We start from the raw sequence: 26,415 nt of genomic DNA on the forward strand, positions 1-26,415 counted from the left end.
CCGATTTCACTAAAAGACACCTTGCGGGCTTTAAATGAAACGCTACGAAAAATTCGCCGATGACATCGCTGAACTGATCCGCTCCGGCGTCCTCGGCCCCGGCCAGCGCGTGCCGTCGGTGCGCTACGCCAGCCAGACCTACGGCGTCAGCCCTTCCACGGTGTTCCAGGCTTATTACCTGCTGGAGCGCCGCGGGCTGATCCGCGCGCGGCCGCGCTCCGGTTACTTCGTCAACACCCATGCACCGAGCCCGTTTTCCGAGCCGGTGATCAGCAGCCAGGTCAACGAGTCCACCGAGGTCGACGTCAGTGAGCTGGTGTTCTCGGTGCTCGATTCGATCAAGGACCCGACCACCGTGCCTTTCGGTTCGGCGTTCCCCAGCCCGACCCTGTTCCCCTTGCACCGGCTCTCGCGTTCGCTGGCCAGCGCCACCCGCGACATGGACCCGCGCATGGTTGTCACCGACATGTCCCCGGGTAACCCGCAACTGCGCCGCCAGATCGCCCTGCGCTACATGGTTGGTGGCCTGATGCTGCCCATGGAAGAGCTGCTGATCACCAACGGCGCACTCGAAGCCCTGAACCTGTGCCTGCAAGCCGTCACCGAGCCCGGCGACCTGGTGGCCATCGAAGCCCCGGCCTTCTACGCCTGCCTGCAGATTCTCGAACGGTTGAAGCTCAAGGCCGTGGAAATTCCTGTGCACCCGCGTGATGGCATGGACCTCGATGTGCTCGCGCAGACCCTGGAGCGCCATCCGATCAAGGCCTGCTGGACCATGACCAGTTTCCAGAACCCGATGGGCGCGACCATGCCCGAGGCGAAGAAACAGGAGCTGGTGGAGTTGCTGCGTCGGCATCAGGTGCCACTGATCGAAGATGACGTGTACGCCGAACTGTATTACGGCCAACAGGCGCCGAAACCCGCCAAGGCGTTCGACACCGAAGGTCTGGTGATGCACTGCGGTTCGTTCGCCAAGAGCCTGGCGCCGGGCTATCGGGTGGGCTGGGTCGCGGCCGGGCGCTATGCGCAGAAGATCGAGCGATTGAAGCTGATGACCTCGTTGTGCGCCTCGATGCCGGCCCAGGCGGCGATTGCCGACTACCTGCAACACGGCGGCTACGACCGGCATCTGCGCAAATTGCGTTATGCGCTGGAAGAGCAACAAAGCGCCATGCTGGCGGCGATTGCCCGCTACTTCCCGCCGCAGACCCGCGTCAGCCAGCCGGCCGGTGGCTACTTCCTGTGGCTGGAGCTGCCACCGCAGATGGACTCCCTGAAGCTGTTCCAGATGGCGTTGGCCCAGGGCATCAGCATTGCGCCGGGGCCGATCTTTTCACCGACCCAGCGATTCAGGAACTGTATTCGCCTGAACTATGGCAGCCCGTGGAATGAAGCGGCGGAACGGGCGATGGAGACGTTGGGGCGGATTGTGCGGTCGTTCTGAAGGTTGGTCGTTGCCTGTTCTGGCCCCATCGCGAGCAGGCTCGCTCCCACATCGGGACTGTGGCATTCACAAATCCCCTTGTGAGAGCGAGCCTGCTCGCGATGGGGCACTAACAGCCACCCAAAATCCGGCCCCTACCGCCCCCCACCCAAATCCACAAACGTCCCCGTCGCATAGGACGCCTTGTCCGACAACAACCACACAATCGCCTCGGCCACTTCATCCGGCCGGCCGCCGCGGGCCATGGGGATGGCCGATTCCAGCTTGCTGACCCGATCCGGATCACCGCTCAGCGCATGGAAATCGGTGTAGATGTAGCCAGGACGCACGGCATTGACGCGAATGCCCTCACCCGCCACTTCCTTGGACAGGCCCAGGGTGAAGGTATCGAGTGCGCCCTTGGACGCGGCGTAGTCCACGTATTCGTTGGGCGAGCCGAGGCGTGCGGCGACCGAGGAGACGTTGACGATGCTGCCGCCCTGCCCGCCATGCTTGGGCGACATGCGCAGTATGGCGTGCTTGGCGCAGAGGATCGGCGCCAGGACGTTGGTCTTGAGGGTTCTGAGGATGCGGAATTCGGACATTTCATCAATGCGCGACTTTTGCCCGACGGTGCCCGCATTGTTGACCAGCGCGGTCACCCGGCCCAGCTCGGCATCGACCCGGTTGAACAGCGCAATCACTTCATCTTCGATACTGACATCGGCACGTACGGCGATCGCCTGGGCGCCAAGGGCACGCACTTGTTCCAGCACGCGATGCGCCGCCTCTTCATCGGACTGGTAGTTGATGCAGATGCGGTAGCCCTGTTCGGCCGCCAGCTGCGCCGTGGCGGCACCAATACCGCGGCTGCCACCGGTGATGACAATGACTTTGTCCATGCGAGCATTTCCCCGTTCAAGCGTATGCGGTCGGGGCCAAGAATAACCGTCATTCGCCGCTTTTGCATGAGCTGTGGCAGGTTACCCGTTGATCGCGATCACAATCCTCGGGTTTTCAGCTCGTCGCCAGTCGCTCGGCGTTATGAATGTCTGCCATGAAACGTTCGGCCGGCAAAGGATGACCCAGCAGGTAGCCTTGCAGGGAGTCGCAGCCCAGTTGCGTCAGGAAGTCCTGTTGCACATCAGTTTCCACGCCTTCGGCGACGATGCGCAGGCCCAGCGCCTGGCCGAGCGCGACAATCGCTGAAACAATTGCTGCGTCGTCACTGTCCCGTTCCAGGTCGCGCACGAAGCCGCGATCAATCTTCAGCTCGTTGGCGGGCAATCGCTTGAGGTACATCAGGCTCGAATAACCGGTGCCAAAGTCGTCGATGGACAGGTCGACGCCCATTTCCGACAGCTCATTGAGCACCGTCATGCTGGCATCCGCATCGCTCATCGCCGTGGTTTCGGTGATTTCCAGGGTCAGGCAGTTGGCAGGCAGGTTGTGCGTGGCCAGGGCCTTGGCGACACTTTGCACCAGGCCGGCGTGGCAGAACTGCAAGGCCGACAGGTTCACTGCGATGCGCCAATGGGTATAGCCCAGCACGTACCACTCGCGCATCTGGCGGCAGGCTTCGTTGAGCACCCACTCACCGATGGAAATGATCAGCCCGGTCTTTTCCGCCAGGTCGATGAACTTGTCCGGCAGCAACAGGCCCTGGGTCGGGTGTTCCCAACGCAACAACGCCTCGGCGCCGATGGCCCGGCGGCTGCCGGCAGCGAACTTCGGCTGGTAATGCAGGCGCAACTGTCGCTGCTCCACGGCGCTGCGCAGGTCCTGGAGCAATTGCAGCTGTTTGCGCGCGTTGCTGTTCATCGACGCGTCAAAGAAGCTGTAGCCATTCTTGCCGGCACCCTTGGCGTGATACATCGCCGCGTCGGCGTTCATCAGCAACTCTTCGGCGCTGTGGCCATTACCTGGGTAGAGGGCAATGCCGACGCTGGCGGAGATCTGCAAATCGTGTTCGGTGACGCGGAACGAACGCGCGATCAGGCCGACCTGGCGCGCGGCGAGGTTCAACGCATCCTCTTCATTGGCCAGTTGCACCAGCAGCACGAACTCGTCGCCGCCGATCCGTGCCAGGGTGTCCTGGCTGCGCAGGTCCTCACGCAGACGCTGCGCCACTTCCCGCAGCAGCAAGTCGCCCATGTGGTGGCCGAAGGCGTCGTTGACCGGTTTGAAGCCGTCGAGATCAATGAACATCAAGGCAAAACAGCCACCCTGCTCCTTCACCCTCGACATCGCCTGTTCGATTCGGTCGGCCAGCAATACGCGGTTGGGCAGCCCGGTCAGGGTGTCGTGCAGCGCCAGTTGGGTGAGTTCGCGATTGGCCTCGGTCAACGACCGGGCCAGGTCAGCGGTGCGCGCTTCCAGGCGCGCATCGAGAATCGAGGTCAGCAAGGCGATGCTCAACACGGCCAGCGTTGTGACCAGCACCAGGCCATCCAGACCTTTACCGTTCAAGCCATTGGTGGCAGCACCGCAGAAACTGCCCTCGGGAAATTGCGCCGCCGCCATGGCCGTGTAATGCATGCCGACGATGGCGATCCCCATGACCACGGCGGCTCCGCCACGGATCAGGCGCACATATGGCGTGTGTTTGCGCAGGCGGAAGGCGATCCACAGCGCCGCACCGGAGGCTCCGACGGCGATCAGCAAAGACACCACGAACAGCGTGGGGTCGTACTCGATACCCGGCTGCATGCGCATCGCCGCCATGCCGGTGTAATGCATGGCACTGATCCCGGCCCCCATCACCAGCGCGCCGAACGCCAGTTGCCAGAGCGGCAAGCGGGGCTGGCGGACCAGCCACAAGGCGAAGCCGCTGGACAGAATCGCGGTGAGCAACGACAGCCCGGTCAACGTGATGTCGTAGCCCAGCGCGATGGGCAGTTCAAAGGCGAGCATGCCGATGAAATGCATCGACCACACACCCACCCCCATCGCAAAAGCCCCACCCGCCGTCCAGAAATGCACGGCCCGGCCCTTGGCCGTGGCAATGCGCCCGGTCAGATCGAGCGCCGTATAGGAAGCGAGAATCGCCACGAAGAGCGAGATGATGACCAGCGAGGGGGAATAGCTACCGATGAGCATGGGACTTCTCGAGACTACCCGCCGTACTGCTTCCGTTCTCGGTGGGCAAATCGGGGGATTGTACTGATTGCGCCAGAGAACGCACTGAGAAAATGAGCAAAAGGCCAGCAAGCCGATGAAACGCTTGTTTTAACGTAGTTTCTTAACTGCGCTGCCACGGGTTTTGGACCGGATGCAGACCACAAGGCCGGTCGAAATTTTTGTTGCCTGAGATACCGCTATCGCGAGCATGCTCGCTCCTACAGGATTTGTGGTGGGCACGAATCTGCGGTGGGCCGAGATCACTGTAGGAGCGAGCTTGCTCGCGATGGCGATCTAATCAGCGCCATTGTTTTCGCCTGACACTCCGCTATCGCGAGCAAGCTCGCTCCTACAGGATTTGTGGTGGGGACAAATCGTGCGGTGGGCCGAGATCACTGTAGGAGCGAGCTTGCTCGCGATGGCGATTCAATTCGCGCCATTGTATTTGCCTGACACTCCGCTATCGCGAGCAAGCCCGCCCCCACAGGTTTTGCGGTGGGCACAAATCTGCGGTGGGCCGAGATCACTGTAGGAGCGAGCTTGCTCGCGATGGCGATTTAATCAGCGCCATTGCATTTGCCTGACACTCCGCCATCGCGAGCAAGCTCGCTCCTACAGGTTCAACTGGCCGTCCCAGCCGCCGCCGAGCGCGGCGATCAGTTGTACGCTGGCGATCAGCCGGCTCTGCAGCAGGTCGAGCATGCTGCGTTCGTTGTTCAGTGCGGTGGCTTGCACCACGACGACGTCGAGATAGGCGATCAAACCGGCCTTGTACTGGTTCTGGATCAGGCGCAAGGATTCGCGGGCCGCGTCCAGTGCCTGTTGTCGTACCTCGGACTCGTTCTCCAGCACCTTGAGCTGGACCAGGTAGTTTTCCACCTCGCGGAAACCGTCGAGCACGGTCTGGCGGTACTTGGCCACGGTTTCGTCGTAGGCCGCTTCGCTGCGGTCGACTTCAGCCGAGCGCTGGCCGCCGTCGAACAGGGTCATCGCCAATTGCGGGCCGACCGACCAGAAGCGGTTCGGCACGGTGAACAGGTTGTTCGAGGTACTGCTGCTGTAGCCACCGTTCATGCTCAGGGTCAGGTCCGGGTAATACGCGGCCTTGGCGACGCCAATGTTGGCGTTGGCGGCGATCACCGAGCGTTCGGCGGAGGCGATGTCCGGGCGTCGCTCGAGCAATTGTGAGGGCAGGCTCAGCGGTACATCGGGCAACAGCGGGATGTTTTTCGTTTCAGCCAGGCTGAATTCAGCAGGCGGCAGACCGATCAGCACCGCGATGGCGTTTTCGAACTGTGCACGTTGCCAGATCAGATCGACCAGATCGGCTTCGGTGCTTTTCAGCTGGGTCTGCGCCTGCGCCACCGCGTCTTTGCCGGAAACCCCGGCGCGGTACTGGTTTTCGGTCATTTTCAGCGAGCGCTGGTAGGCCTCGACCGTCGCTTGCAACAGGCGCTTCTGCTCGTCGATCACCCGCAGTTGCAGGTAATTCTGCACCAGTTCCGACTGCTGGCTGAGGCGCATCGCCGCCAAATCGGCAAAGCTGGCCTCGGCGTTGGCCGTGTCAGCCTCCAGCCCACGACGCAACTTGCCCCAGATATCGGCTTCCCAGCTGACCCCGGCCTGGGCCGTGTAAGTGTTACGAATGCCGCTGGAGGAACTGCTCAGGCTGGAACTGCTGCTGCCGGTGCCCTGGCTGGAGCGGTTCTTGCCGACGGTCAGGTCCACCGTCGGGAAAAACGCGCCACGGGCGCTGCGCACCAGGGCCTGGGCCTGGCGGTATTGCGCTTCGGACTGTGCCACCGTCTGGTTGGCGCTGTTGAGCTTGTCGATCAGGCCATTGAGTTGCTGATCGCCATACAGCTCCCACCAGGCACCGCGTGCCAGGGAATCGCTGGGCGTGGCCTGGCGCCAGCCCGCCGCTTCCTTGTACTGCGCCGGAGCGACTGTTTCCGGACGCTGGTAATCCGGGCCGATGGCGCAGGCGCTGAGCAGCGCCACGCACAGCGACAGGCTCAGCAAGCGCGAGCCACGGGCCATGATCAGCGATGCGGGCAGGTTGAGTGGCGAACGGTCAGTCATAGCGGAGTTTCCAGAGCAGCATCAGTACGCACCCCGCGCCAGCGGTTGAAGCGATGGCGCAGTTTGTCGAGGTAGAGGTAAACCACCGGAGTGGTGTAAAGCGTCAGCACCTGGCTGAAAATCAGCCCGCCGATGATGGTCAGGCCCAAGGGCTGACGCATCTCTGCACCCTCGGCGCGACCCAGCAACAGGGGCAATGCACCGAGGATCGCCGCCAGCGTGGTCATCAGGATCGGCCGCAGACGTTGCAGGCAGGCGCTGCGGATCGACTCCAGCGGCCCCATGCCCTGATGTCGCTCCAGCTGCAAAGCCAGGTCGATCATCAGAATGGCGTTTTTCTTCACCACGCCGATCAGCAGGAACAGCCCCAGCAGGGAGATCAGGCTGAACTCGGCGCCCAGCGCGTAGATCGACAGCAGCGCACCGACGCCGGCCGAAGGCAAGGTCGAAAGAATGGTCAGCGGGTGAATGTAGCTTTCATAGAGCACGCCCAGCACCAGATAAACCGCCAGCAGCGCCCCGAGAATCATGAACGGCTGGCTCTTTTGTGTCGCGGCGAAGGCATCGGCGGTGCCGGCCATTTTCACGATGACGTCTTCCGGCATGCCCAGTTGCGCGAGCGAGCGCTCGATCGCCGCCGTGCCCTGCTCCACCGTCACGCCTTCGGCCATGTCGAAGGAGATGCTTTCGGAGGCAAACTGGCCTTCGTGGCTGACGCGGTCCTCGGCGAGGCTGCTTTCGTAGTGAGCGATGGTCGACAGCGGAATGCGCGCACCGTCAGTGGTGATTACCTGGACCTGATTGAGGGTGATCGGGTCCTGGGCGTATTTGGGATTGACCTCCATCACCACCTGATACTGGTTGAGGCTGTCGTAGATCGTCGAAATCTGCCGCTGGCTATAGGCGTTGTTGAGCACGGCGGTGACCATGTCCATGTCGATGCCCAGGCGCTTGGCCTGGTCGCGGTCGACGATCAGCGTCACCTGCTGCGCTCCGGCACCCTCGCGGGCATCAATCGCCGTCAGTTGCGGCAGCGCCTTGAGGGCAGCCACCACCTTCGGGTACCACTTGCGCAGTTCGCTCAGATCGGCGCTCTGGATGATGTACGAGTACTGCGAGGTAGTTTGCTCACGGCCGCCACCGAACTGCAGGTCCTGATCGGCCATCAGCATCAATTGCGCCCCGGGCACCTTGGGCATTTCCTTGCGCATGCGCTCGATGACTTTCTGCGCGGACAGGCCACGGTCATTGATCGGTTTGAGGCGCACCAGCATGAAGGCATTGTTGGTGCCGTTGCTGCCACCGATGAAGCCGGCGACGCTTTCCACCGCCGGATCCTTGAGCACGGCACGGCGGAAGATCTCCATTTTTGGCTGCATCACGCTGAAGGACAGACCATCGTCGCCACGCACGAAGCCGATCAGTTGGCCGGTGTCCTGTTGCGGCATAAATGTTTTAGGAACAACGACATACAAGGCAATGTTAACGCCAATCGTCACGATCAGGCTGAGCAGCGTGAGGCGACGGTGGCGCAGTACCCAGTCGAGACTGGTGGCGTATTTGCCGACCATCCAGTCGTTGGTGCGCCGACTCCAGCGTTGCAAACGGTTCTCCTGCCCCGGTGTGTGGGGCTTGAGCCAGCGTGCGCAGAGCATCGGCGTCAGGGTCAGGGACACCACCAGCGATACGACGATGGCCGCCGCCAGGGTGATGGAAAACTCGCGAAACAGGCTTTCGATGATCCCGCCCATGAACAGGATCGACAGGAACACCGCCACCAGCGACACGTTCATCGACAGCAGGGTAAAACCGACTTCCTTCGCCCCCAGGTAAGCAGCCTTCATCGGCCGCACGCCCTCGTCGATGTGCCGGGAGATGTTCTCCAGCACCACGATGGCGTCGTCCACCACCAGCCCGGTGGCCAGGATCAGCGCCATCAGCGACAGGTTGTTCAGGGAAAAACCGTACAGGTACATCACCGCGAAGGTGCCGACCAGGGACACCGGCACCGCCAGGGTCGGGATCAGCGAGGCACGGAAATTACCGAGAAACAGGAACACCACCAGAATCACCAGGGCCACGGCAATCAGCAGGGTCATTTCCGCCTCATGCAGCGTGGCCTTGATCACCGGCGAACGGTCCATGGCCAGGTTCAGCTTGACGCTGGCCGGGAGCACGGCTTGCAGGGCCGGGAGCTGGGCCTTGATTTCGTTGACGGTCTCGATGATGTTGGCGCCGGCCTGCCGGTTGATCACCAGCAGCACCGCCGCATCATCGTTGAAGAAACCGCTGTTGTAGCGGTCTTCGACACCGTCGCTGACCTTGGCCACATCCTTCAGGCGCAGGGCCGCACCGTCGGCGTAATGGATGATCAGCGATTCGTAGTCCTTGGCCTTTTCCAGTTGATCGTTGGCCTGAACCTGCCACATCCGCTCGCCATCCTCGACCGAACCCTTGGGCCGGCGCACGTTGGCATTGGCAATGGTGTTGCGCACATCGTCCAGCGCCACACCGTACTGGTTCAACGCCTGGGGTTCGAGCTCGACCCGCACCGCCGGCAGGGAACTGCCGCCGATCTGCACCTCGCCCACGCCCTGCACCTGCGACAGGCTCTGGGACAGAATGGTCGAGGCCAGGTCATACAACTGACCCTTTTCCAATACGTCCGAGGTCAGCGACAACACCATGATCGGCGCCTGGGACGGGTTGACCTTCTTGTAGGTCGGCATGCTGCGCATCCCGCTGGGCAGCAGGTTGCGCGAGGCGTTGATCGCCGCCTGCACCTCCCGCGCCGCGCCGTTGATGTCACGGTCGAGGTCGAATTGCAGAATCACCCGGGTCGAACCCTGGCTGGAGCGGCTGCTCATGGTGTTGACGCCGGCGATGGCGCCAAATGAGCGTTCCAACGGCGTGGCCACGGTCGAGGCCATGACTTCCGGGCTGGCCCCCGGCAAGCTGGCCTGGACCACGATCACCGGGAAATCCATCTGCGGCAGCGGCGACACCGGCAACAGGCCGAAGCTGACGCCGCCCAGCAGCATGATCGCCAGGCTCAACAGCAGCGTGGCAACCGGGCGCTTGATGAAAGGACCGGACAGGTTCATGGCTGCTCGACCGTTTCCGCCGACTCGGATCGACGACCCCAACGTCGACCGAGGCGATCGAAGTACAGGTAAATTACCGGCGTGGTGAACAGCGTCAGGATCTGGCTGACCAGCAGGCCACCGACCATCACCAGACCCAGCGGTTGGCGCAACTCGGCCCCGGAGCCGGTGGCCAGCATCAGCGGCACCGCACCGAACAACGCCGCCAGGGTGGTCATCAGGATCGGCCGGAAACGCAAGAGTGCCGCCTGGTAGATCGCCGTTTCCGGGTCCATGCCCTGGTTGCGCTCCGCGTCGAGGGCGAAGTCGATCATCATGATCGCGTTCTTTTTCACGATACCGATCAGCAGGATGATGCCGATGATCGCGATCATCCCCAAGTCATTGCCGCTGAGCAGCAAGGCCAGCAAGGCCCCCACCGCTGCCGAAGGCAAGGTCGAGAGAATGGTGATCGGGTGGATGTAGCTCTCGTACAGCACGCCGAGCACGATGTACATGGTCACCACCGCCGCCAGGATCAGCAGCAAGGTGCTCGACAAGGAGGCCTGGAACGCCTGCGCCGCACCCTGGAACTGCGTCTGCACGCCGATGGGCATACCGATATCCGCCTGCACCTGCTCGATGATCTCCACCGCATGCCCCAACGCCACGCCGGGCGCCAGGTTGAAGGACATCATCACGGCCGGGAACTGGCCGATGTGGGTGATCGCCAGTTGCGCCTGGCGCTCTTCGATATGCGCCAGGCTGGACAGGCGTACCTGGGCGCCATCGGTGGTCTTGACGTGGATCTGGTTCAGCGCGTCCGCGCCGATGCGCTCGCCGGACTGCGATTGCAGCACCACGCGATACTGGCTGGCCTGGGTGTAAATGGTCGAAATCTGCCGCTGGCCGAAGGCGTCGTACAGCGCATCGGTGATGTCGGACACCGACACACCGACCCGCGAGGCCGCATCGCGGTCGATCACCAGATAGACCTGCAACCCCTTGTCCTGCAGGTCGCTGGTCACATCGGCCAGTTCCGGGCGCTGGGCCAGGGCTTCGACCAGACGGCCGCTCCACAGGCTGAGCAACTCGGCATCCGGCGACGACATGCTGAATTGATACTGCGTGCGACTGACCCGGTCCTCGATGGTCAGGTCCTGCACCGGTTGCATGAACAGGCGGATACCTACCAGCTTATCCAGCTCCGGTTGCAGCCGGGCAATGACTTCGGTGGCGGTCAGATCCCTCTCGCCATGGGATTTGAGGTTGATCAACAGGCGACCACTGTTGAGCGTCGCGTTGTCGCCATCGACGCCAATGTAGGACGACAGGCTCTCCACCGCCGGATCCGCGAGGATCACCTTGGCCAGCTCCTGCTGGCGCTCGCTCATCGCGCCGAAGGAAATCGACTGCGGCGCTTCGGAAATGCCCTGGATGACCCCGGTGTCCTGCACCGGGAAGAAGCCTTTGGGCACCACCATATACAGGAACACGGTCAGCGCCAGGGTGCCGACAGCCACCAGCAGGGTCAGGGGCTGATTCTTGAGAACCCACTTTAACTTGCGCCCGTAAGCCGCGATCATCCAATCAATTGCCGCGCCACTGGCGCGGTAGAAGCGGCCCTGCTCTTCTTCCTTGGGTTCACGTTTGAGCAGGCGCGCGCACATCATCGGCGTCAGGGTCAGGGACACCACCAGGGAGATCAGGATCGCCACCGCCAGGGTGATGGCGAACTCGCGGAACAGCCGGCCGACCACGTCAGCCATGAACAGCAGCGGAATCAGCACCGCAATCAGCGATAACGTCAGCGACACGAGGGTAAAGCCGATCTGTTTCGCGCCCTTGAGCGCGGCATTCAGTGGGCTGTCGCCCTCTTCGATGAAGCGGGAAATGTTCTCCAGCATGACGATGGCATCGTCCACCACGAAGCCGGTGGCGATGGTCAGCGCCATCAGGGTCAGGTTATTGACCGAGAACCCGGCGAGATACATCACGCCGAAGGTCCCGATCAGCGACAGCGGCACGGCGACCGACGGAATAATCGTCGCACTGAAGCGGCGCAGGAACAGGAACGTGACCATGACCACCAGCGCGATGGCGATCAGCAGTTCGTGCTGCACGTCGGTGACCGATGCACGGATGGTCTGGGTGCGGTCGGTGAGCACGGTCACTTCCAGACCGGCCGGCAGGTTGTCGGTGATGCTCGGCAGCAGGGCCTTGATGCGATCGACCACTTCGATGACGTTGGCACCGGGCTGGCGCTGAATGTTGAGCAGCACCGCCTGGTTTTCGTTGGCCCAGGCCGCCAGTCGCTCGTTCTCGGCACCGTCGGCGATTTCGGCGACGTCTTTGAGGCGCAACGGCGCACCATTGCTGTAGGCCAGGATCAGGTTGGCGTAATCCTCGGGCGACGTCAGTTGATCGTTGGCATCGAGCATCGACACCCGGGTCGGGCCGTCGAAGTTGCCTTTGGGCTGGTTGACGTTGGAGGCACTGACCAGCGTGCGCACATCCGACAGGTTCAGCCCCGCCGCCGCCAGGGCCTCGGGGTTGACCTTGATCCGCACGGCCTGGCGTTGACCGCCGGAAATGCTGACCATGCCGACGCCGCTGATCTGCGCGATCTTCTGCGCCATGCGGGTATCGACCAGATCGTTGAGCTTGGGCATCAACATCGTCTTGGACGTGATCGCCAGGGTCAGTACCGGGGTGTCCGCCGGGTTGACCTTGTTGTATACCGGCGGTGCCGGCAAGTCCTTGGGCAACAGGTTGGTCGCGGCGTTGATCGCGGCCTGCACTTCCTGTTCGGCCACATCCATGTTGATGTCGAGGCTGAAGCGCAGGGTTAGCACCGAGGCGCCGCCGGAGCTGGTCGAGGCCATCTGGGTCAGGCCCGGCATCTGCCCGAACTGACGTTCGAGCGGCGCGGTCACGGCGCTGGTCATCACATCGGGACTGGCGCCGGGATAGAGCGTCATCACGCGGATGGTCGGGTAGTCGACCTGGGGCAAGGCCGACACCGGCAGCAGGCGATAGGCGATCAGGCCGGCCAGGACAATGGCCAGCATGCTCAGGGTCGTGGCGACCGGGCGAAGGATGAACAGCCGCGAGAGATTCATGCGCCGCCCTTTTTCGCCTTGTCAGCGGGCGCCGGCTCGGCCGTGCTGGCCGCGGACTTGCCCTGCAGATGCTCGGTCGGCGCGGTCGGCACGTCCTTGGAGTCGTTGACCACTTCCACTTCGCTGCCTTCCTTGAGCCGGTCGGTGCCTTCCAGGACCACGCGGTCCCCTGCTGCCAGGCCTTCGGTGACCACGGTGTTATCACCATCGCTGGCGCCGATCTTCAACTGGCGGATGGTGACTTTCTTGTCACCGTCCATGGCATAGACGAAGGTGCCGTTGGTGCCGAACTGGATGGCGGCCGATGGCGCGAGGACCACGTCCTTGAGGGTGTCGGCCAGCAGGTGCACGTTGACGAACTGGTTGGGAAACAGCGCCTGGTCGCGGTTGTCGTAGCGCGCCTTGAACTTCAGGGTACCGGTGGCGACGTCGATCTGGTTGTCGAGGCTGCTCAATATACCGGTGGCCTGCAATTTGGCGTCGCCACGGTCCCAGGCTTCGGCCGGCAACTGGGCGCCGCTGCGATAGCGGGCCAGCACCACGTCGAGGCTGTTCTCCGGCAAGGTGAAGGCCACGCTGATCGGCTGGGTCTGGGTGATGACCGCCAGCGCCGTGGTGTCATTGGCCGCAACGAGGTTGCCGACGTCGAGCTGACGCAGGCCGACCCGCCCGGTGATCGGGGCGCGGATCTTGGTGAATTCGAGATTGAGCTTGGCGTCGTTGACCGCCGCCTGGTTGGTCTTGACCGTGCCCTGATACTGACCCACCAACGCTTCGGCGGTGTCCAGGGTCTGTTTGGCAATGCTGTCTTCGCGATACAGGCCGCGATAACGCTCGACATCGACCTGGGCGTTTTTCAACTGCGCCTGATTCTGCAACAACGTGCCTTCGGCCTGGAGCAAGGCGTTCTGGTACGGACGCGGGTCGATTTCGGCCAGCAAGTCGCCCGCCTTGACCATCTGCCCTTCCTGGAAGGCCACCTTGATCAGCTCACCACCGACGCGGCTGCGCACATTGATGGTATTGAGTGCCGTCACCGTGCCCAGCGCCTTGTAGTAAAGCGGAAAGTCACCCTTGACCGCGGGCGCCACACGCACCGGCACCGCCCCGGCTGCGCCGCCGAAACCCGGACGCATCGCGCCCGAACGGCCCACGTGGCCGGACGCGGCTTTCTGCCCTGCCCCTTCTTTTGGCGTCGTGCCACCGGGCCAGAACTTCCAGCACAGGGCAGCGATGACCAACAGCACAAGCAGGCTGAACAGCCAGCGACGAGGACTACGGGAAGCGGAGGATTGCATGGAGTGATCAACCATTGGGCGCGTGGGCTTTTTTCTACAGGAGGCTGAACGATAAGCACTGGCGGGTCATTAGCAAAGCGCCTTTACCGGCAATTTACCTTCGGCTTACGTATCAGGAGGCTTGTCTAAGACACTGAAGCGCAAATGAAAACGGCTGGGCGCAGGGGACATCGGCGCAAATCCGCCGAGCGCGTCCCCTGAACCGTCAACAATTGTAGAAGCAGGTTTATTTCAGAACAGCGAGTGCCGCGTCGTAGTTCGGCTCCTGACCGATTTCACTCACCAGCTCGCTGTGCAGCACCTTGTCGTTCTCGTCCAGTACCACTACCGCACGGGCGGTCAGGCCCTTGAGTGGACCATCGGCGATCGCCACGCCGTAGTTCTCGATGAACTCGGCACCGCGCAGGGTCGACAGGTTCTGCACGTTGTCCAGGCCTTCGGCACCGCAGAAGCGCGCCTGGGCGAATGGCAGGTCGGCAGAGATGCACAGCACCACGGTGTTGGCCAGGTCATTGGCCTGGGCATTGAACTTGCGAACCGAAGTGGCGCAGGTCGGGGTGTCTACGCTTGGGAAAATGTTCAGCACTTTGCGCTTGCCGGCAAAGCTGGCCAGAGGGGTGTCGGACAGGTTGCCGGCAACCAGAGAAAAGGCCGGGGCCTTGGAACCGACTTGTGGCAACTGGCCGTTGACTTGAACCGGGTTGCCTTTGAGAGTGACTTGAGCCATGAACGGAGTCCTTCTGAACGTTGGTGGTGAGAGGGCCGAAGTTAACCATGAAATGGGTCTGCGACCTATGGGTGGAAACAAATTGTGAACTCTGTAGACGCCAATTGTAGGAGCGGGCTTGCCCGCGATGGGGCCCGCACATCCGACATCCATGGCGCCAGATACACCGCCATCGCGAGCAAGCTCGCTCCTACAGGGGTTTTGTTGCGGATGTTGGACTCGCGAACAACACAGCCCCCTGTGGGAGCGAGCCTGCTCGCGATGGGGCCGGCACAGTCAACACCTGAGCACCAGACACACCACACAAGAATCCAACCCCAATATGTCGATTTCACCCACCACAAATCGACCATAAGGTGAACCCACCCAAACCAAGGGAACCACCACCATGCGCTTCATGATCATCATCAAGGCCAGCGCCGACTCCGAAGCCGGCCTCATGCCCAGCACCGAACTGCTGACCGCCATGGGCACCTACAACGAAGAACTGGCCAAGGCCGGCATCCTCGTCGGCGGTGAGGGCCTGCGACCCAGCCGCCAGGGCGCGCGCGTGCACTTCAACGGCGACAAACGCACGGTCGTCGACGGGCCCTTCCCCGAAACCAAGGAGCTGATCGCGGGCTACTGGCTATGGGAGGTGAAATCCAGAGAAGAAGCCATCGAGTGGGTCATGCGCTGCCCCAAACCCATGCCCGGAACCGATGCGCAGATCGAAATTCGCGAGGTTGGCTGCTGTGGCGCAGAAGCAGATCGCCGCCAATCGCAATAAAGGATCCTGTCGATTTGCCCCATCACCAATCGACCATAAGGTGAGTCCACCCAAACCAGAGGAACCATCACCATGCGCTTCATGATCATCATCAAGGCCAGCGCCGACTCCGAAGCCGGCATCATGCCCAGCACCGAACTGCTGACTGCCATGGGCAATTACAACGAGGAACTGGCCAAGGCCGGTGTCCTGCTCGCCGGCGAAGGCCTGCACTCCAGCAGCAAGGGCGCGCGCGTGCGCTTCAACGGTGAAAAACGCACGGTGACCGATGGCCCGTTCGCCGAAACCAAGGAGCTGATCGCCGGTTTCTGGCTGTGGCAGGTCAACTCCCGGGAAGAAGCCATCGAATGGGTCAAGCGCTGCCCCAACCCGATGCCCGGCACCGACGCCGAGATCGAAATTCGCCAGGTGTTCGAGGCATCCGACTTCGGCGAGGAGTTCACCCCCGAGTTGCGTGAGCAGGAAGAGCGGGCGTTCGGGGCGGGCAAAACCGTGAAGTGATGCGCAGGGCCGTCAAGGCGTGCGGAGCCCCCTGTAGGGCTCGCGATGGAGTCAGCGACACCGCTGGGCATCAGACAGCCAGCGCCATCGTTGACGTGCATCGCAAGTCAGGCTCGCTCCTACAGGGGAACGTGTAGCTATTTGGATTTGAGTTTCAGATACGACTGGTGCAAATCCGCCGCCCAGCCGTCTATCACGCCCTTCACGTCGGAGGCTTTCAGGACCTGTTCGTCGTTTTCCAACGGTTTGCCGGTGCCTTTGCGCACGACCTGGGCCAGCACATGGTTGTCACCGCCATCGAGGAACACGGCTTCGGTGGCCAGGTCGGTTTCCTGATCGCGGATGCCGCTGGCCGTACTGACGGCCGCCGCGACCAGCGCAATTGGAATCACTTCATAGGGTTTCAGGCCCTCGGTCTTGCTGCTCACCGCCGTGATCGCCGGGCGCACCACGATCACGCCAGGCCCCGGGCCGGTCGCCAGGGGCAGCGACTTGCCCAACTCGCGCTTGAGTGCCTGATCGTAATAACTGGTGATGCCGTTCAGCGTAGTCTGCGGGATTTTCGCAGTGGGTTGGGGTTTGGGGTAAAGCTGGCTGGGTTCGATGTAGACACTTTTATACTTGCCGGTATCGAGTTTGGGATCGATCCAGCGCATCACCACGGCGCCCGAAGGCGACTTGGCTTCCTGCAGACGGCTGTAGTCCTTGAGAAAACCGGAATACTGATCAGGTTCGACCTTGTTGCTGGAACAACCCACCATGCCGATGGAGGCGATGCACAGGGTGCTCATCATTAAGGCAAGCTTCATGCGGTAACTCCTGTAAGGCAGACGCGACAGTTTGGAAATACTGGTTACAGGTATAGCCAATGCGCTGCGCCGCGTCGGGGAGAATTTCGTTGCATGGAGCAAAGTTGTATCGACTGGTGCCCCCTTGTGGGAGCGAGCCTGCTCGCGATGAGGGAGTGTCAGACAACAGTGTTTTGGCTGACAGACCGCCATCGCGAGCAGGCTCGCTCCCACAGGGGGGGGAATCGGGGGGCAAGGCTAACGCCGGCGGAACAACGGCCGCGGCTCGATCACCGAGCGGCCATACAACACGCTCATCCCCGCCAAGCCCTTGAGTGCATCTTCGGCGCTCTTGTCCTCGCGTACGGCAAAACTGTCGAAGCCGCATTGGCGCATGTGGCTGAGTTGATCGCGCAGCACATCGCCGACCGCACGCAACTCGCCGCTCCAGCCCATGCGGGTGCGCAGCAGGTAGGCCTGGCTGTAGGCGCGGCCGTCGCGGAAGCTCGGAAAGTCCAGGGCGATCAGGCGCAATTGACCAAGCCACGGCCGCAGGCTTTCCACCTCGTCATCCGGCCCGAGCCACACACCGTAAAGACCGGGCGCTTGCAACCAGTTGGCCAGCGGCAGGATCAACGGGCCGGCCAGTCTCACCTGTTCAGGATTGCGCAGCAGCGTCCACGGATCATCAGTGACAATGCGCGCTTGACCCGCTTCCAGTCGCAGCACGTTCCTCATACCGGCACCTCCTGCAGCTTGGGATACACCACTTCCTTGAACGGCTCCAGGCCGATACGTTGCAAGGTGTCGACGAACAGCTCTTCGCTTTCGCGGTAAAGCACGAAGGTGTCGATGATGCGTTCGATCACACCGGGTATTTCATCGGCACTGAACGACGGGCCGATGACCTTGCCCAGCGCACTGTCCTTGCCCTGTGCGCCGCCGAGTGTGACCTGGTACCACTCGCTGCCGCTTTTATCGACGCCGAGGATGCCGATGTTGCCAATGTGGTGGTGCCCGCAGGCGTTCATGCAGCCGGAGATGTTCAGGCTGATGTCGCCCAGGTCGTGCAGGTAGTCGAGGTCTTCGAAACGCGCCTGGATGCCTTGGGCAATCGGGATCGACTTGGCATTGGCCAGGGCGCAGAAGTCACCGCCGGGGCAGGCGATGATGTCGGTGAGCAAGCCGACGTTGGCGCTGCCCAGCCCCTGCTCGCACGCCCGTTGCCACAGATTGAACAGCCCGGCCTTGGGCACATCCGGCAGGACGATGTTCTGTTCATGGGCGATGCGGATTTCACCGAAGCCGAACTGCTCGGACCACGCCGCCACGGCATTCATCTGCTCGGTGGTGACATCGCCAGGTGGTGCCGCCGCACCCGGCTTGGTCGACAGGACCACGCTGGCGTAACCCGGCACCTTGTGCGGCTGTACGTTACGGGTGACCCAGCGGGCGAAGCCTGCGCTTTCGGCCATGCGGCTGCCGAATTCCAGGTCGGTGCTCGACAGGTCACGGTAATCCGGCGGTAGGAAGGCGCTGGCGACCCGTTCGTATTCTTCGTCGGTCAGTTGTGCCGGGCCGTCCTTGAGGTGTTGCCACTCTTCCTCGACTTCTTTGGCAAAAGCCTCGATGCCCAGGGCCTTGACCAGGATCTTGATCCGCGCCTTGTATTTGTTGTCCCGCCGGCCATGGCGGTTGTACACCCGCAGCACCGCCTCGACGTAGGACAGCAGGTGATGCCACGGCAGGCCTTCGCGAATCTGCAAGCCGAGGATCGGGGTACGGCCCAGGCCGCCGCCGACGATGACCCGCAGCAGCATCTGCCCGTAGGCGCCGCGGTAAAGGTACAGACCGATGTCGTGCATCATGATGGCCGCGCGGTCCTGCTCGGCCGAGCAGATGGCGATCTTGAACTTGCGCGGCAGGAACAGGAATTCCGGGTTGATGGTCGACCATTGCCGCAGGATTTCCGCCAGCGGCCGCGGGTCGATCAGCTCATCGGCGGCCACCCCGGCGAAGGCTTCGGTGGTGATGTTGCGTACGCAGTTGCCGGATGTCTGGATCGCATGCATGTTCACCTCGGCCAGGCGTTCGAGGATTTCCGGCACCTGGTCCAATTCGATCCAGTTGAACTGCATGTTCTGGCGGGTGGTGAAATGGCCGTAGCCGCGGTCGTAGTCCCGGGCGATGCTTGCCAGCGTGCGCATCTGCTGTGCGCTCAGGGTGCCGTAGGGAATGGCCACACGCAGCATGTAGGCGTGCTTTTGCAGGTACAGGCCGTTTTGCAGGCGCAGCGGCAGAAACTCTTCTTCGCTCAACTCGCCCGCCCTGAAGCGCTCGACCTGGTCGCGAAACTGCGCCACCCGCTCGAACACCAGCGCGCGGTCATAGTCGTCGTATTGATACATGTGGCTACCTCATCAGGGCATTCGGACACCTGCGCCTACCTCCTGTGGGAGCGAGCCTGCTCGCGATGGATTTGAAAACGCCGCGGGGTATCAGGGCCCCTGCGTCATCGTTGGCGACCATCGCGAGCAGGCTCGCTCCCACAAAGATCGATACGCGGCTCGTTTTCTGTAGATCGACTATGCATCCAGCGCTGACTGCATTACAGCTTCACCTGAACATTAAAAAACCAGATCAGAACACCCCGGATCGCCGCTGCAATGGCGCATTATCTGATCCGCATAAATGAGGTTTTACTGAGTCTGTTTTGTTTCCGGCAAGGTTTCTACAGTGCACCGGCATGCCAGTCCGGGTGGCCTGGCAAGACTTTGCAACCGTGGAAGCATTGACCATGAGCACAGCAACAATCGGACAGGCCTATAACTACAAGGTCGTCCGCCAATTCGTCGTGGCGACCGTATTCTGGGGCGTCGTGGGGATGGCGATGGGGGTGTGGATCGCCTCGCAACTGGTATGGCCCGAGATGAACCTCGACCTGCCATGGACCACCTTCGGGCGCCTGCGACCGCTGCACACCAGCCTGGTGATCTTCGGCTTCGCCGGCAGCGCGCAATTTGCCGCCAGTTACTACGCGGTGCAGCGCACCTGTCAGGTGCGGCTGTATTCCGACACCCTCGCCGCCTTCACCTTCTGGGGCTGGCAGTCGGTGATCGTGATCATGTTCATTACCCTGCCGCTGGGCTACACCACCACCAAGGAATACGCCGAGATCGAGTTCTCCGGCGCGGTGTGGATGGCGGTGGTCTGGGTCGCTTATGCCATCGTGTTCTTCACCACCGTGGTACAGCGCAAGACCAAACACATCTACGTCGGCAACTGGTTCTTCGGCGCGTTCATCCTGGTGATCGCCATGCTGCATGTGGTCAATCACCTGTCGATCCCGGTGGACTGGTTCAAGTCTTATCCGGTGTATTCCGGGGCCACCGACGCCATGGTGCAGTGGTGGTACGGGCATAACGCCGTGGGCTTTTTCCTCACCACCGGCTTCCTCGGGATGATGTATTACTTCGTACCCAAGCAGGTCGGCCGGCCGGTGTATTCCTATCGCCTGTCCATCGTGCACTTCTGGGCGCTGATCACCCTGTACATCTGGGCCGGTCCCCACCACCTGCACTACACCGCCCTGCCCGACTGGGCGCAGTCGCTGGGCATGGCCATGTCGCTGATCCTGCTGGCACCGAGCTGGGGCGGCATGATCAACGGCATGATGACCCTGTCGGGCGCCTGGCATAAGTTGCGCACCGACCCGATCCTGCGTTTCCTGGTGCTGTCGCTGGCGTTCTACGGCATGTCGACCTTCGAAGGTCCGATGATGGCGATCAAGACCGTCAACGCCCTGTCCCATTACACTGACTGGACCATCGGCCACGTCCACGCCGGGGCCCTGGGCTGGGTGGCGATGATTACCTTCGGCGCTACCTACCACATGGTGCCGAAAGTCTTCGGTCGCGAGCAGATGTACAGCACCCCGCTGATCAACCTGCACTTCTGGCTGGCGACCATCGGCACGGTGTTGTACATCGCCTCGATGTGGGTCAACGGCATCACCCAGGGCCTGATGTGGCGTGCGATCAACGACGACGGCACGCTGACCTACTCGTTCGTCGAAGCCTTGCAGGCCAGTCATCCAGGCTTCGTGGTGCGCTTTGCCGGTGGCGTGTTCTTCCTCACGGGCATGGTGCTGATGGCCTACAACGTCTGGCGCACCGTGCGGGTCGCGGATGTGCGCATGGCCGAGCGTGAAGCGCAGATTGCCTGAGGCAAGGGAGCTTTATATGTACGAGATACTGCTCAATTTACTGTTCGTGGCGGGTTTGTGGCTGGCGGTCGAGCATTGCCTGAAGCGCGAGACGACACAGAGCCTGGAGGATGCCAGCCTGATTCCGTTTGCCGATGATCCCGAGGTGGCGCGGCGGGTTGAAGCCGCCACTGGCAAGGTGGTGAAGGCGGTGGCGCCGGAAGAGGCAAAACCTGGATACATCAATCTAGAGATGTGAAGCCCGCTTTTACATGCCTGCTGGAACCACTGTGGGAGCGAGCCTGCTCGCGATAGCGCAATAGCAGTCGACATCTACGTTGACTGGTGCACCGCCATCGCGAGCAGGCTCGCTCCCACAGGTATTTCCAACAGAATTCAAATGGGTCTCAGGTATCAAACCACTCCCGCCGCTCATGGAAGGTGTTGCGGATCAGGTCGACGATCATCCGGGTCTGCTCGCAGCCTGCGGACTCGCGCTTCACCGCCATCCACACCTGGCGCTGCATTGATTGGTCGAACAACCCCGGCAAGGCAATCAGGCCGCGGTCGAAGCGCCCCATGTAGCCGGGTAGCAAGCCGATGCAGGCGCTGCATCGGATCATTTCCAGCATCAGCTCATAGCTATGCAACTGCACCACGCCGGCCAGGCGCTGATCGACGATGTCGTGCCAGGGCCGGAAGCTTTCCACCGGACGCTCGTGCTGCCACTGCACCAGCAGGAAATCAGCCAGGTCATCAAGACTGACCGGGCGCGCGGTGACCCGTGAATAGCGTTTGGCAATGTGCGGCAGGTATTCGAGCGGCGCCAGGCGTTCGGGTTCGCTGACGGCAAAACTGGGACCCGGCAGCGGCGATTCGGTGCTGGCCAGCCACACCACCACGTCCGCGCTCACGGCTTGCAGGGACAGGTCGCTGTCCAGCGAGATGATCTCCAGGCGCACACTGGCATTGCGTCGCAACAACGCCACCAGGTCACGGCCCAGGATGTCGTGCAGGATGCTTTGCGCCACCGCCAGGCGAATCAGCGGTTGCTCGATCACCGGCAATTTGCGTTCGTGGGCCATGGCGATCAACTGCGCATGAAACAGTTGCCCATCGCGACTGAGCGTCAGCGCGCTGCCCTGAAACCGGAACAACGTGCGTTGCAGTTGTTCTTCCAGCAACGCCAGGTGCTTGCGCAGCTGGGTCGGACGGACATTGAGGCTGCGCGCCGCCTGCATGAAACAGCCACAGCGGGCGCTGACCAGGAAATACTGGGCCACCTCGGCATCCAGCCCGGCGGCCACGTCCATCAGGGGATCGCTGCTGACCATTGCAGATCGGTAATCGTCAGCCCGCTGACGCCCCATGGGTTCGGTAAAAGACATCGATGACTCCCTGTCGATCTTATTGTCTGCGCCTGTGCCAGCGAATTTCACTGGCACAGGGCGTGATTAACGCTTGTCCTCGAGGATCTTGTTCAGCTCTGCCCCATCAATGCTCAGCGTCGCCGTATTAAGCATGCCTTCGAGGTAAGCCTTGGCGATCTGCTCCTGGCGTTGCGCACGCAAGGCCTGGGTCAGACGGTCGCGCAGTTCGTCGAGCGTGGCCACGCGGCTCGGTTGCAGCTCGGTGAGCTTGATCACATGCAAGCCCGCCTGGCTTTGTACCGGCTCGGAAACCCCACCGACCTTGAGCCGCGCCACCGCGCTACGCACCTCCGGCACCAGTTGCTGCAACGGTTGCATGCCGGTGTCGCCGCCGCGCTGCGCGCTCTCGCGATCCTGCGAGTACTGGGTGGCCAGCGCAGCGAACTCGGCCGGTGCCGCCTGGGCCTTGCGGCTCAGTTCCTGGGCCTGCTTGCGCACCGCCTCCAGGCTCTGCGCATCGTTGACCGCGAGGAAGATCTGGCTGACCCGATACATCGCCGGCGTCACCCACTCCGCCTTGCCCGCGTCATACGCCTGTTGCAGCTCGGCGGCACTCGGGTAATCCGCGGGCACCTGGCTGACCGACTGCAAGTAATTGCGAAAGACGATCTGCTCGGTGGCAGCGCGGGTCTGCTGTTCGATCTCCGGGCGCTGGCGCCAGCCCTGGGCGTCGGCCTGTTCGAGCACGGCTTTCTCGGCCAGGCGCGAACGAATCCAGCTTTCCAGGGTGGCGCGGTTGCCGCGCAGTTGCTCGCGGGACTCGGCCGGCAGGCTAGCCAGCAACGACTTCAGCTCGGCCGTGGCCACCTGCTGATTACCCAGGCGCGCCACGGCGGGCTCGTTGACTGCCGCGGCAGCGGAAGGCGCCGGCTGCGTCGCCGCCACCGGGTCGTGGCCCGAGGGCAAGCCCAGGGCCACGGCCACCGCCAGTATTGCCAGCGCGCCTGCGCCGGCCATTACCGTGAGTTTTTTCACTGGGCTTCTACCTCTTGCTCCGGCGCCTCAACGTTTTGCGCCTGGGCATTGAGCTGCGCGGCGTTCTGGCTGTAGTCGCGCAGGTAGACGATGAATTCCTGCAACAGGCGGTCCCACAGTTCCAGGTTGCCGCGCAGGTAATCGGCGCTGACACCGGCCGCCACCACCACGTCCATTTCCATCACCAGGAACTCGCCCTGCACCGACAGGCGGGCAAAACGGCGCGAGGCGTTCCACAGTTCCGCCAGGCCGGCGGGCAGTTCGCCCTGCACGCGCAAGGCGCAGCTGAAGGTGAAGTCGACATAGTTGCCCTGCTCCGCCGCCGGGTTGCCGAAACGCACGGCGTAACCGATGCCCTGGCTGGCGCTGAGCAGTTGCACGATGCCGTTCTGGTCAGTCTGGTTAACCCGGTAGCCGGCGTTTTGCAGCACTTCGGTCAGCGATTGTGGCGATACGTGGGCGATCAATTGAGTCATGAATGTTCTTCCCTGTTGTTCAGTGAGCGACCGCGGCTTGCGGCGCGTCGAATTGGTTTTTGTACAGTGCATCGCCAAAGTCCTGGGTCAGTTCTTCGAACTTGACCCGGGCACTGCCGGCGAACGGCTGGCGGATTTTCATCACTTCGGCTACGTCGATCTTTTCGTAGGAAGCGAGAATCTCCTTGGCCACGCCGTACAACTGTAGATTCTTGTATGCACATTGCTGCATTTGTGTGTCACGTTCAGTCAGTTGCTGTTCCAGCCTGGAACGCTCGGTTTCCTTGCCCCGGGCCATGACCAGCAATTCATCGTAGGCCTTCTTGAACTTGCCAATCTGTTCGTTACTGGCGGCGACCTGCGCCTGGGCCTGACTGTGCAGACTGTCCTGCTGGGCCGCCAGTTGCTCGGCGACGCCCTTGTACTTGGCAAGCTCGGCGCTCAATTGTTTGACCTGCGCCTGCGCTGCCTTGGTCTCGGCCTGGGCCGCCACCTGTGCGGCGCTGGCCTGGGCCTGCTGGCTTTGCAGGGCCTGCAATTGCTGGGTGGTGCTGCGCAGTTGCGTGCGCAAGCGTTCCTCCATGCCCTCGGCGCTCGCGCCCTGGGCCAGCGCCAACCCGCTGACCAGCAGGCAGACCGTGGCCGCTATGCGTGTGCTCATGTCGCTCTCCCGGCGCCTTAGAAGCGCGTGTTGATTTCAAGCTGCAAGACGTCGATGTCGAATGGCGCGCCATACACCGCCTCGGAGCTCAACCAGCGACCGGTGGCCGAGACGTTCTTGGCCAGGCCGTAATTGCCGCCGATGAAGTAACCCTTGGCGTTGGTGCCGCCCAGGTGGAACGACGAATCGTTGAAGCCGTCAGGCAAGGCGTCCGGCTGGATGTACTTGTAGCCGGCGAACAGGTTCCAGTCGCCCTGCTTGCGGGTATCCAGGCTGTTGCCCAGGGTGAACTGCATCATCCAGGCATTGGCGCCGCTCTTGATCTCGCCGTCGCTGCCCAGGTTGTTGACGATCTGCCCGGCGGAACGCTTGCGCATGTCGCCTTCGTCGTAGCCCAGGTTGTGCACGTAGTTGGCCTGGCTGCGCAGTTTGAAGTCTTCCGGCAGGTCGGTGTCCCAGGTGAAGTTCAGGTCCACCAGGTTGAACTCGGACGCCAGGCCGACGAATTGCGGTTGCGGCGTGGTGGCCGGGCTGAGCGGGTTCGGCGTGATGTCGCGCAGCAGGAACACGGTGTTGCCCTTCTGCATGAACGCCGCGCGCGTGCCGTCGGAGTCGCAGCCAGGCTGGCCGGACCAGGGTTCGCAGGCACTGGAGCGCTGGCCTTCGATGTCGTCGAAACGGTAGTAAGCCAGCGCACCCTTGAGCCGGTTACTGGAGTTGAGCGCCCATTTGGCGCCGATCTGCGCGCCGTACAGCCATTTGTTGTCGCTCTCTTCCTTGTCGAAACCGTTGCTGGTGCTGCTGTCGTTAGTGTAATCCACCGGAAACGCGCCGACGGTGCCGAACAGGTCCCAGTCGCGGCTGAGCTTGCGATCGAAAATCGCCGCCACGCCGTCGAAGTTCAGGTCGTTGGAATACAGCATGTCGGTGGAATAGAACGGGTTGGCGATCCGCCCGCCGGTCACGGTCAACTGCTCGGACGGCTTCCAGGTCAGGTAACCCTGGTCGAGCCAGATGTCTTTCTTGCCAAAGCCGCCACCGAGGGTCTGGGTGGTCGACACCGGGTTGTTGTCGGAACCGGTGGCGATACGCACGCCGGCGGTCCACTCGGGGGTGATCACCGCTTTCATGCCCAGGCGAGCGCGGACGCGGAACAGGTTTTCGCGATCTTCACGGGTGTTGAGCAACGGCGGCAGCGAGGTGCTGCTGTTGGGGTTCACGTCGTACGGGCCGTTGTTGTTGAGCTTGGCGAAGTCGACGATTTCGTTGCTGTTGCTGCCGGCGTAGTAACGCGACTCGTCACGCAGGCGCATGTCGCCGTCGAAGCTGATGCGCGATACCCAGTCCGGGAAGGTGTTGGGCTGGGCCCAGTTTTCCTGCTTGGCGGTGGCCATGACTTCGGCCTTGACCTGATCGCGGATCTGGTCGCGCACGGCAGCCGGCACGTATTGCACACGTACGTCGCCCGGGGCGGTGGCAGGCCCGGAGGCGGCCACCGCCACGGGTGCTGCGGCGGCGGCTTTCTTCGCCTGGTCGGCCTCGCTCTGGGCCTGGGCAATCAGCTTGTCGGCCTTGTCCTGTTTCAATACGCCTTGTTCCACCAGCAGGCGGATCAGATTGATCGTGGCGTTTTCCGAGGGCGCAGGCGCTGCCGTGGCCTGACCGACCAGGGCGGCGATGACCACGCCGACGGCCAGAGATAATCGGTTGACGTTGGAAATCATTTGCTCACAACTCCTTTTCGCAAAACTTCTGA

General features: G+C 62.4%; 20 protein-coding genes. 5 read left to right on the forward strand and 15 right to left on the reverse strand.

All coding sequences use genetic code 11. The annotated features are described in order from the left end of the window. Positions 1–34 precede the first annotated feature (34 nt). A complete protein-coding gene (mapR, locus tag ABVN20_RS25380; RefSeq protein WP_368558514.1) occupies positions 35–1,444 on the forward strand; it encodes a GntR family transcriptional regulator MpaR in 1,410 nt (469 codons plus the stop codon). A gap of 134 nt (positions 1,445–1,578) precedes the next feature. Here mapR and ABVN20_RS25385 read toward each other — a convergent pair whose 3' ends face one another. The 7 genes from ABVN20_RS25385 to tpx all read right to left on the reverse strand — a co-directional run bounded on the left by ABVN20_RS25385 (position 1,579) and on the right by tpx (position 14,855). Beyond that, positions 1,579–2,325 carry an SDR family oxidoreductase gene (locus ABVN20_RS25385; protein WP_368558515.1) on the reverse strand — a complete coding sequence of 249 codons (747 nt, stop codon included), beginning with the start codon at positions 2,323–2,325 and terminating at the stop codon, positions 1,579–1,581. A gap of 115 nt (positions 2,326–2,440) precedes the next feature. Next, a complete protein-coding gene (locus tag ABVN20_RS25390) occupies positions 2,441–4,522 on the reverse strand; it encodes a putative bifunctional diguanylate cyclase/phosphodiesterase (RefSeq protein ID WP_368558517.1) in 2,082 nt (693 codons plus the stop codon). A gap of 633 nt (positions 4,523–5,155) precedes the next feature. Then, positions 5,156–6,625 carry an efflux transporter outer membrane subunit gene (locus tag ABVN20_RS25395; protein ID WP_368558518.1) on the reverse strand — a complete coding sequence of 490 codons (1,470 nt, stop codon included), beginning with the start codon at positions 6,623–6,625 and terminating at the stop codon, positions 5,156–5,158. Next, entirely contained in the window at positions 6,622–9,729 is a 3,108-nt protein-coding gene (locus ABVN20_RS25400; RefSeq protein WP_368558520.1) for an efflux RND transporter permease subunit, read from the reverse strand. The genes ABVN20_RS25395 and ABVN20_RS25400 overlap by 4 nt, the downstream gene beginning before the upstream one ends. After that, the gene (locus ABVN20_RS25405; protein WP_368558522.1) at positions 9,726–12,830 is read right to left on the reverse strand and encodes an MdtB/MuxB family multidrug efflux RND transporter permease subunit; all 3,105 of its coding nucleotides are present in this window, start codon (positions 12,828–12,830) and stop codon (positions 9,726–9,728) included. Before ABVN20_RS25405 ends, ABVN20_RS25400 begins: the two co-directional genes overlap by 4 nt. Next, complete coding sequence (locus ABVN20_RS25410; RefSeq protein ID WP_368558524.1) at positions 12,827–14,143, reverse strand: MdtA/MuxA family multidrug efflux RND transporter periplasmic adaptor subunit; 1,317 nt, start codon at positions 14,141–14,143, stop codon at positions 12,827–12,829. Before ABVN20_RS25410 ends, ABVN20_RS25405 begins: the two co-directional genes overlap by 4 nt. A gap of 211 nt (positions 14,144–14,354) precedes the next feature. Continuing rightward, a complete protein-coding gene (tpx, locus tag ABVN20_RS25415) occupies positions 14,355–14,855 on the reverse strand; it encodes a thiol peroxidase (RefSeq protein ID WP_368558525.1) in 501 nt (166 codons plus the stop codon). Between the two features lie 388 nt (positions 14,856–15,243). Here tpx and ABVN20_RS25420 point away from each other — a divergent pair, with 388 nt between their 5' ends. Then, the gene (locus ABVN20_RS25420) at positions 15,244–15,624 is read left to right on the forward strand and encodes a YciI family protein (RefSeq protein ID WP_368558526.1); all 381 of its coding nucleotides are present in this window, start codon (positions 15,244–15,246) and stop codon (positions 15,622–15,624) included. Between the two features lie 72 nt (positions 15,625–15,696). Continuing rightward, complete coding sequence (locus ABVN20_RS25425) at positions 15,697–16,125, forward strand: YciI family protein (RefSeq protein WP_368558527.1); 429 nt, start codon at positions 15,697–15,699, stop codon at positions 16,123–16,125. A 137-nt stretch (positions 16,126–16,262) separates the two neighbouring features. On the opposite strand, the gene ABVN20_RS25430 is transcribed toward ABVN20_RS25425, so the two are convergent. From ABVN20_RS25430 to ABVN20_RS25440, 3 genes are all read right to left on the reverse strand, one after another. Then, positions 16,263–16,934, reverse strand: coding sequence for a DUF3313 domain-containing protein (locus ABVN20_RS25430; protein WP_368558528.1), 672 nt, complete (start codon positions 16,932–16,934; stop codon positions 16,263–16,265). A gap of 237 nt (positions 16,935–17,171) precedes the next feature. After that, complete coding sequence (locus ABVN20_RS25435; protein WP_368558529.1) at positions 17,172–17,651, reverse strand: DUF934 domain-containing protein; 480 nt, start codon at positions 17,649–17,651, stop codon at positions 17,172–17,174. Beyond that, the gene (locus ABVN20_RS25440) at positions 17,648–19,321 is read right to left on the reverse strand and encodes a nitrite/sulfite reductase (protein WP_368558530.1); all 1,674 of its coding nucleotides are present in this window, start codon (positions 19,319–19,321) and stop codon (positions 17,648–17,650) included. Before ABVN20_RS25440 ends, ABVN20_RS25435 begins: the two co-directional genes overlap by 4 nt. A gap of 389 nt (positions 19,322–19,710) precedes the next feature. On the opposite strand from ABVN20_RS25440, the gene ccoN reads away from it, so the two are divergent. Beyond that, positions 19,711–21,138: a cytochrome-c oxidase, cbb3-type subunit I gene (gene ccoN, locus ABVN20_RS25445; protein ID WP_368558532.1), complete on the forward strand. Its 1,428-nt coding sequence runs from the start codon at positions 19,711–19,713 to the stop codon at positions 21,136–21,138. Positions 21,139–21,154: 16 nt separating this feature from the next. Next, positions 21,155–21,376 carry a cbb3-type cytochrome c oxidase subunit 3 gene (locus ABVN20_RS25450; RefSeq protein ID WP_368558534.1) on the forward strand — a complete coding sequence of 74 codons (222 nt, stop codon included), beginning with the start codon at positions 21,155–21,157 and terminating at the stop codon, positions 21,374–21,376. A gap of 148 nt (positions 21,377–21,524) precedes the next feature. Here ABVN20_RS25450 and ABVN20_RS25455 read toward each other — a convergent pair whose 3' ends face one another. From ABVN20_RS25455 to ABVN20_RS25475, 5 genes are all read right to left on the reverse strand, one after another. Next, complete coding sequence (locus ABVN20_RS25455) at positions 21,525–22,505, reverse strand: LysR substrate-binding domain-containing protein (protein WP_368558535.1); 981 nt, start codon at positions 22,503–22,505, stop codon at positions 21,525–21,527. A gap of 66 nt (positions 22,506–22,571) precedes the next feature. Further along, the gene (locus tag ABVN20_RS25460) at positions 22,572–23,522 is read right to left on the reverse strand and encodes a peptidylprolyl isomerase (RefSeq protein WP_368558537.1); all 951 of its coding nucleotides are present in this window, start codon (positions 23,520–23,522) and stop codon (positions 22,572–22,574) included. Further along, positions 23,519–23,998, reverse strand: a complete 480-nt coding sequence (locus ABVN20_RS25465) for a YbjN domain-containing protein (RefSeq protein ID WP_368558538.1) — start codon at positions 23,996–23,998, stop codon at positions 23,519–23,521. Before ABVN20_RS25465 ends, ABVN20_RS25460 begins: the two co-directional genes overlap by 4 nt. A 19-nt stretch (positions 23,999–24,017) precedes the next feature. Continuing rightward, positions 24,018–24,659 carry a DNA repair protein gene (locus tag ABVN20_RS25470; RefSeq protein ID WP_368558540.1) on the reverse strand — a complete coding sequence of 214 codons (642 nt, stop codon included), beginning with the start codon at positions 24,657–24,659 and terminating at the stop codon, positions 24,018–24,020. Between the two features lie 17 nt (positions 24,660–24,676). Then, positions 24,677–26,383 carry a putative porin gene (locus tag ABVN20_RS25475; RefSeq protein WP_368558541.1) on the reverse strand — a complete coding sequence of 569 codons (1,707 nt, stop codon included), beginning with the start codon at positions 26,381–26,383 and terminating at the stop codon, positions 24,677–24,679. Positions 26,384–26,415: the final 32 nt, after the last annotated feature.

This window comes from Pseudomonas sp. MYb118 (assembly GCF_040947875.1).
Classification (GTDB): domain Bacteria; phylum Pseudomonadota; class Gammaproteobacteria; order Pseudomonadales; family Pseudomonadaceae; genus Aquipseudomonas.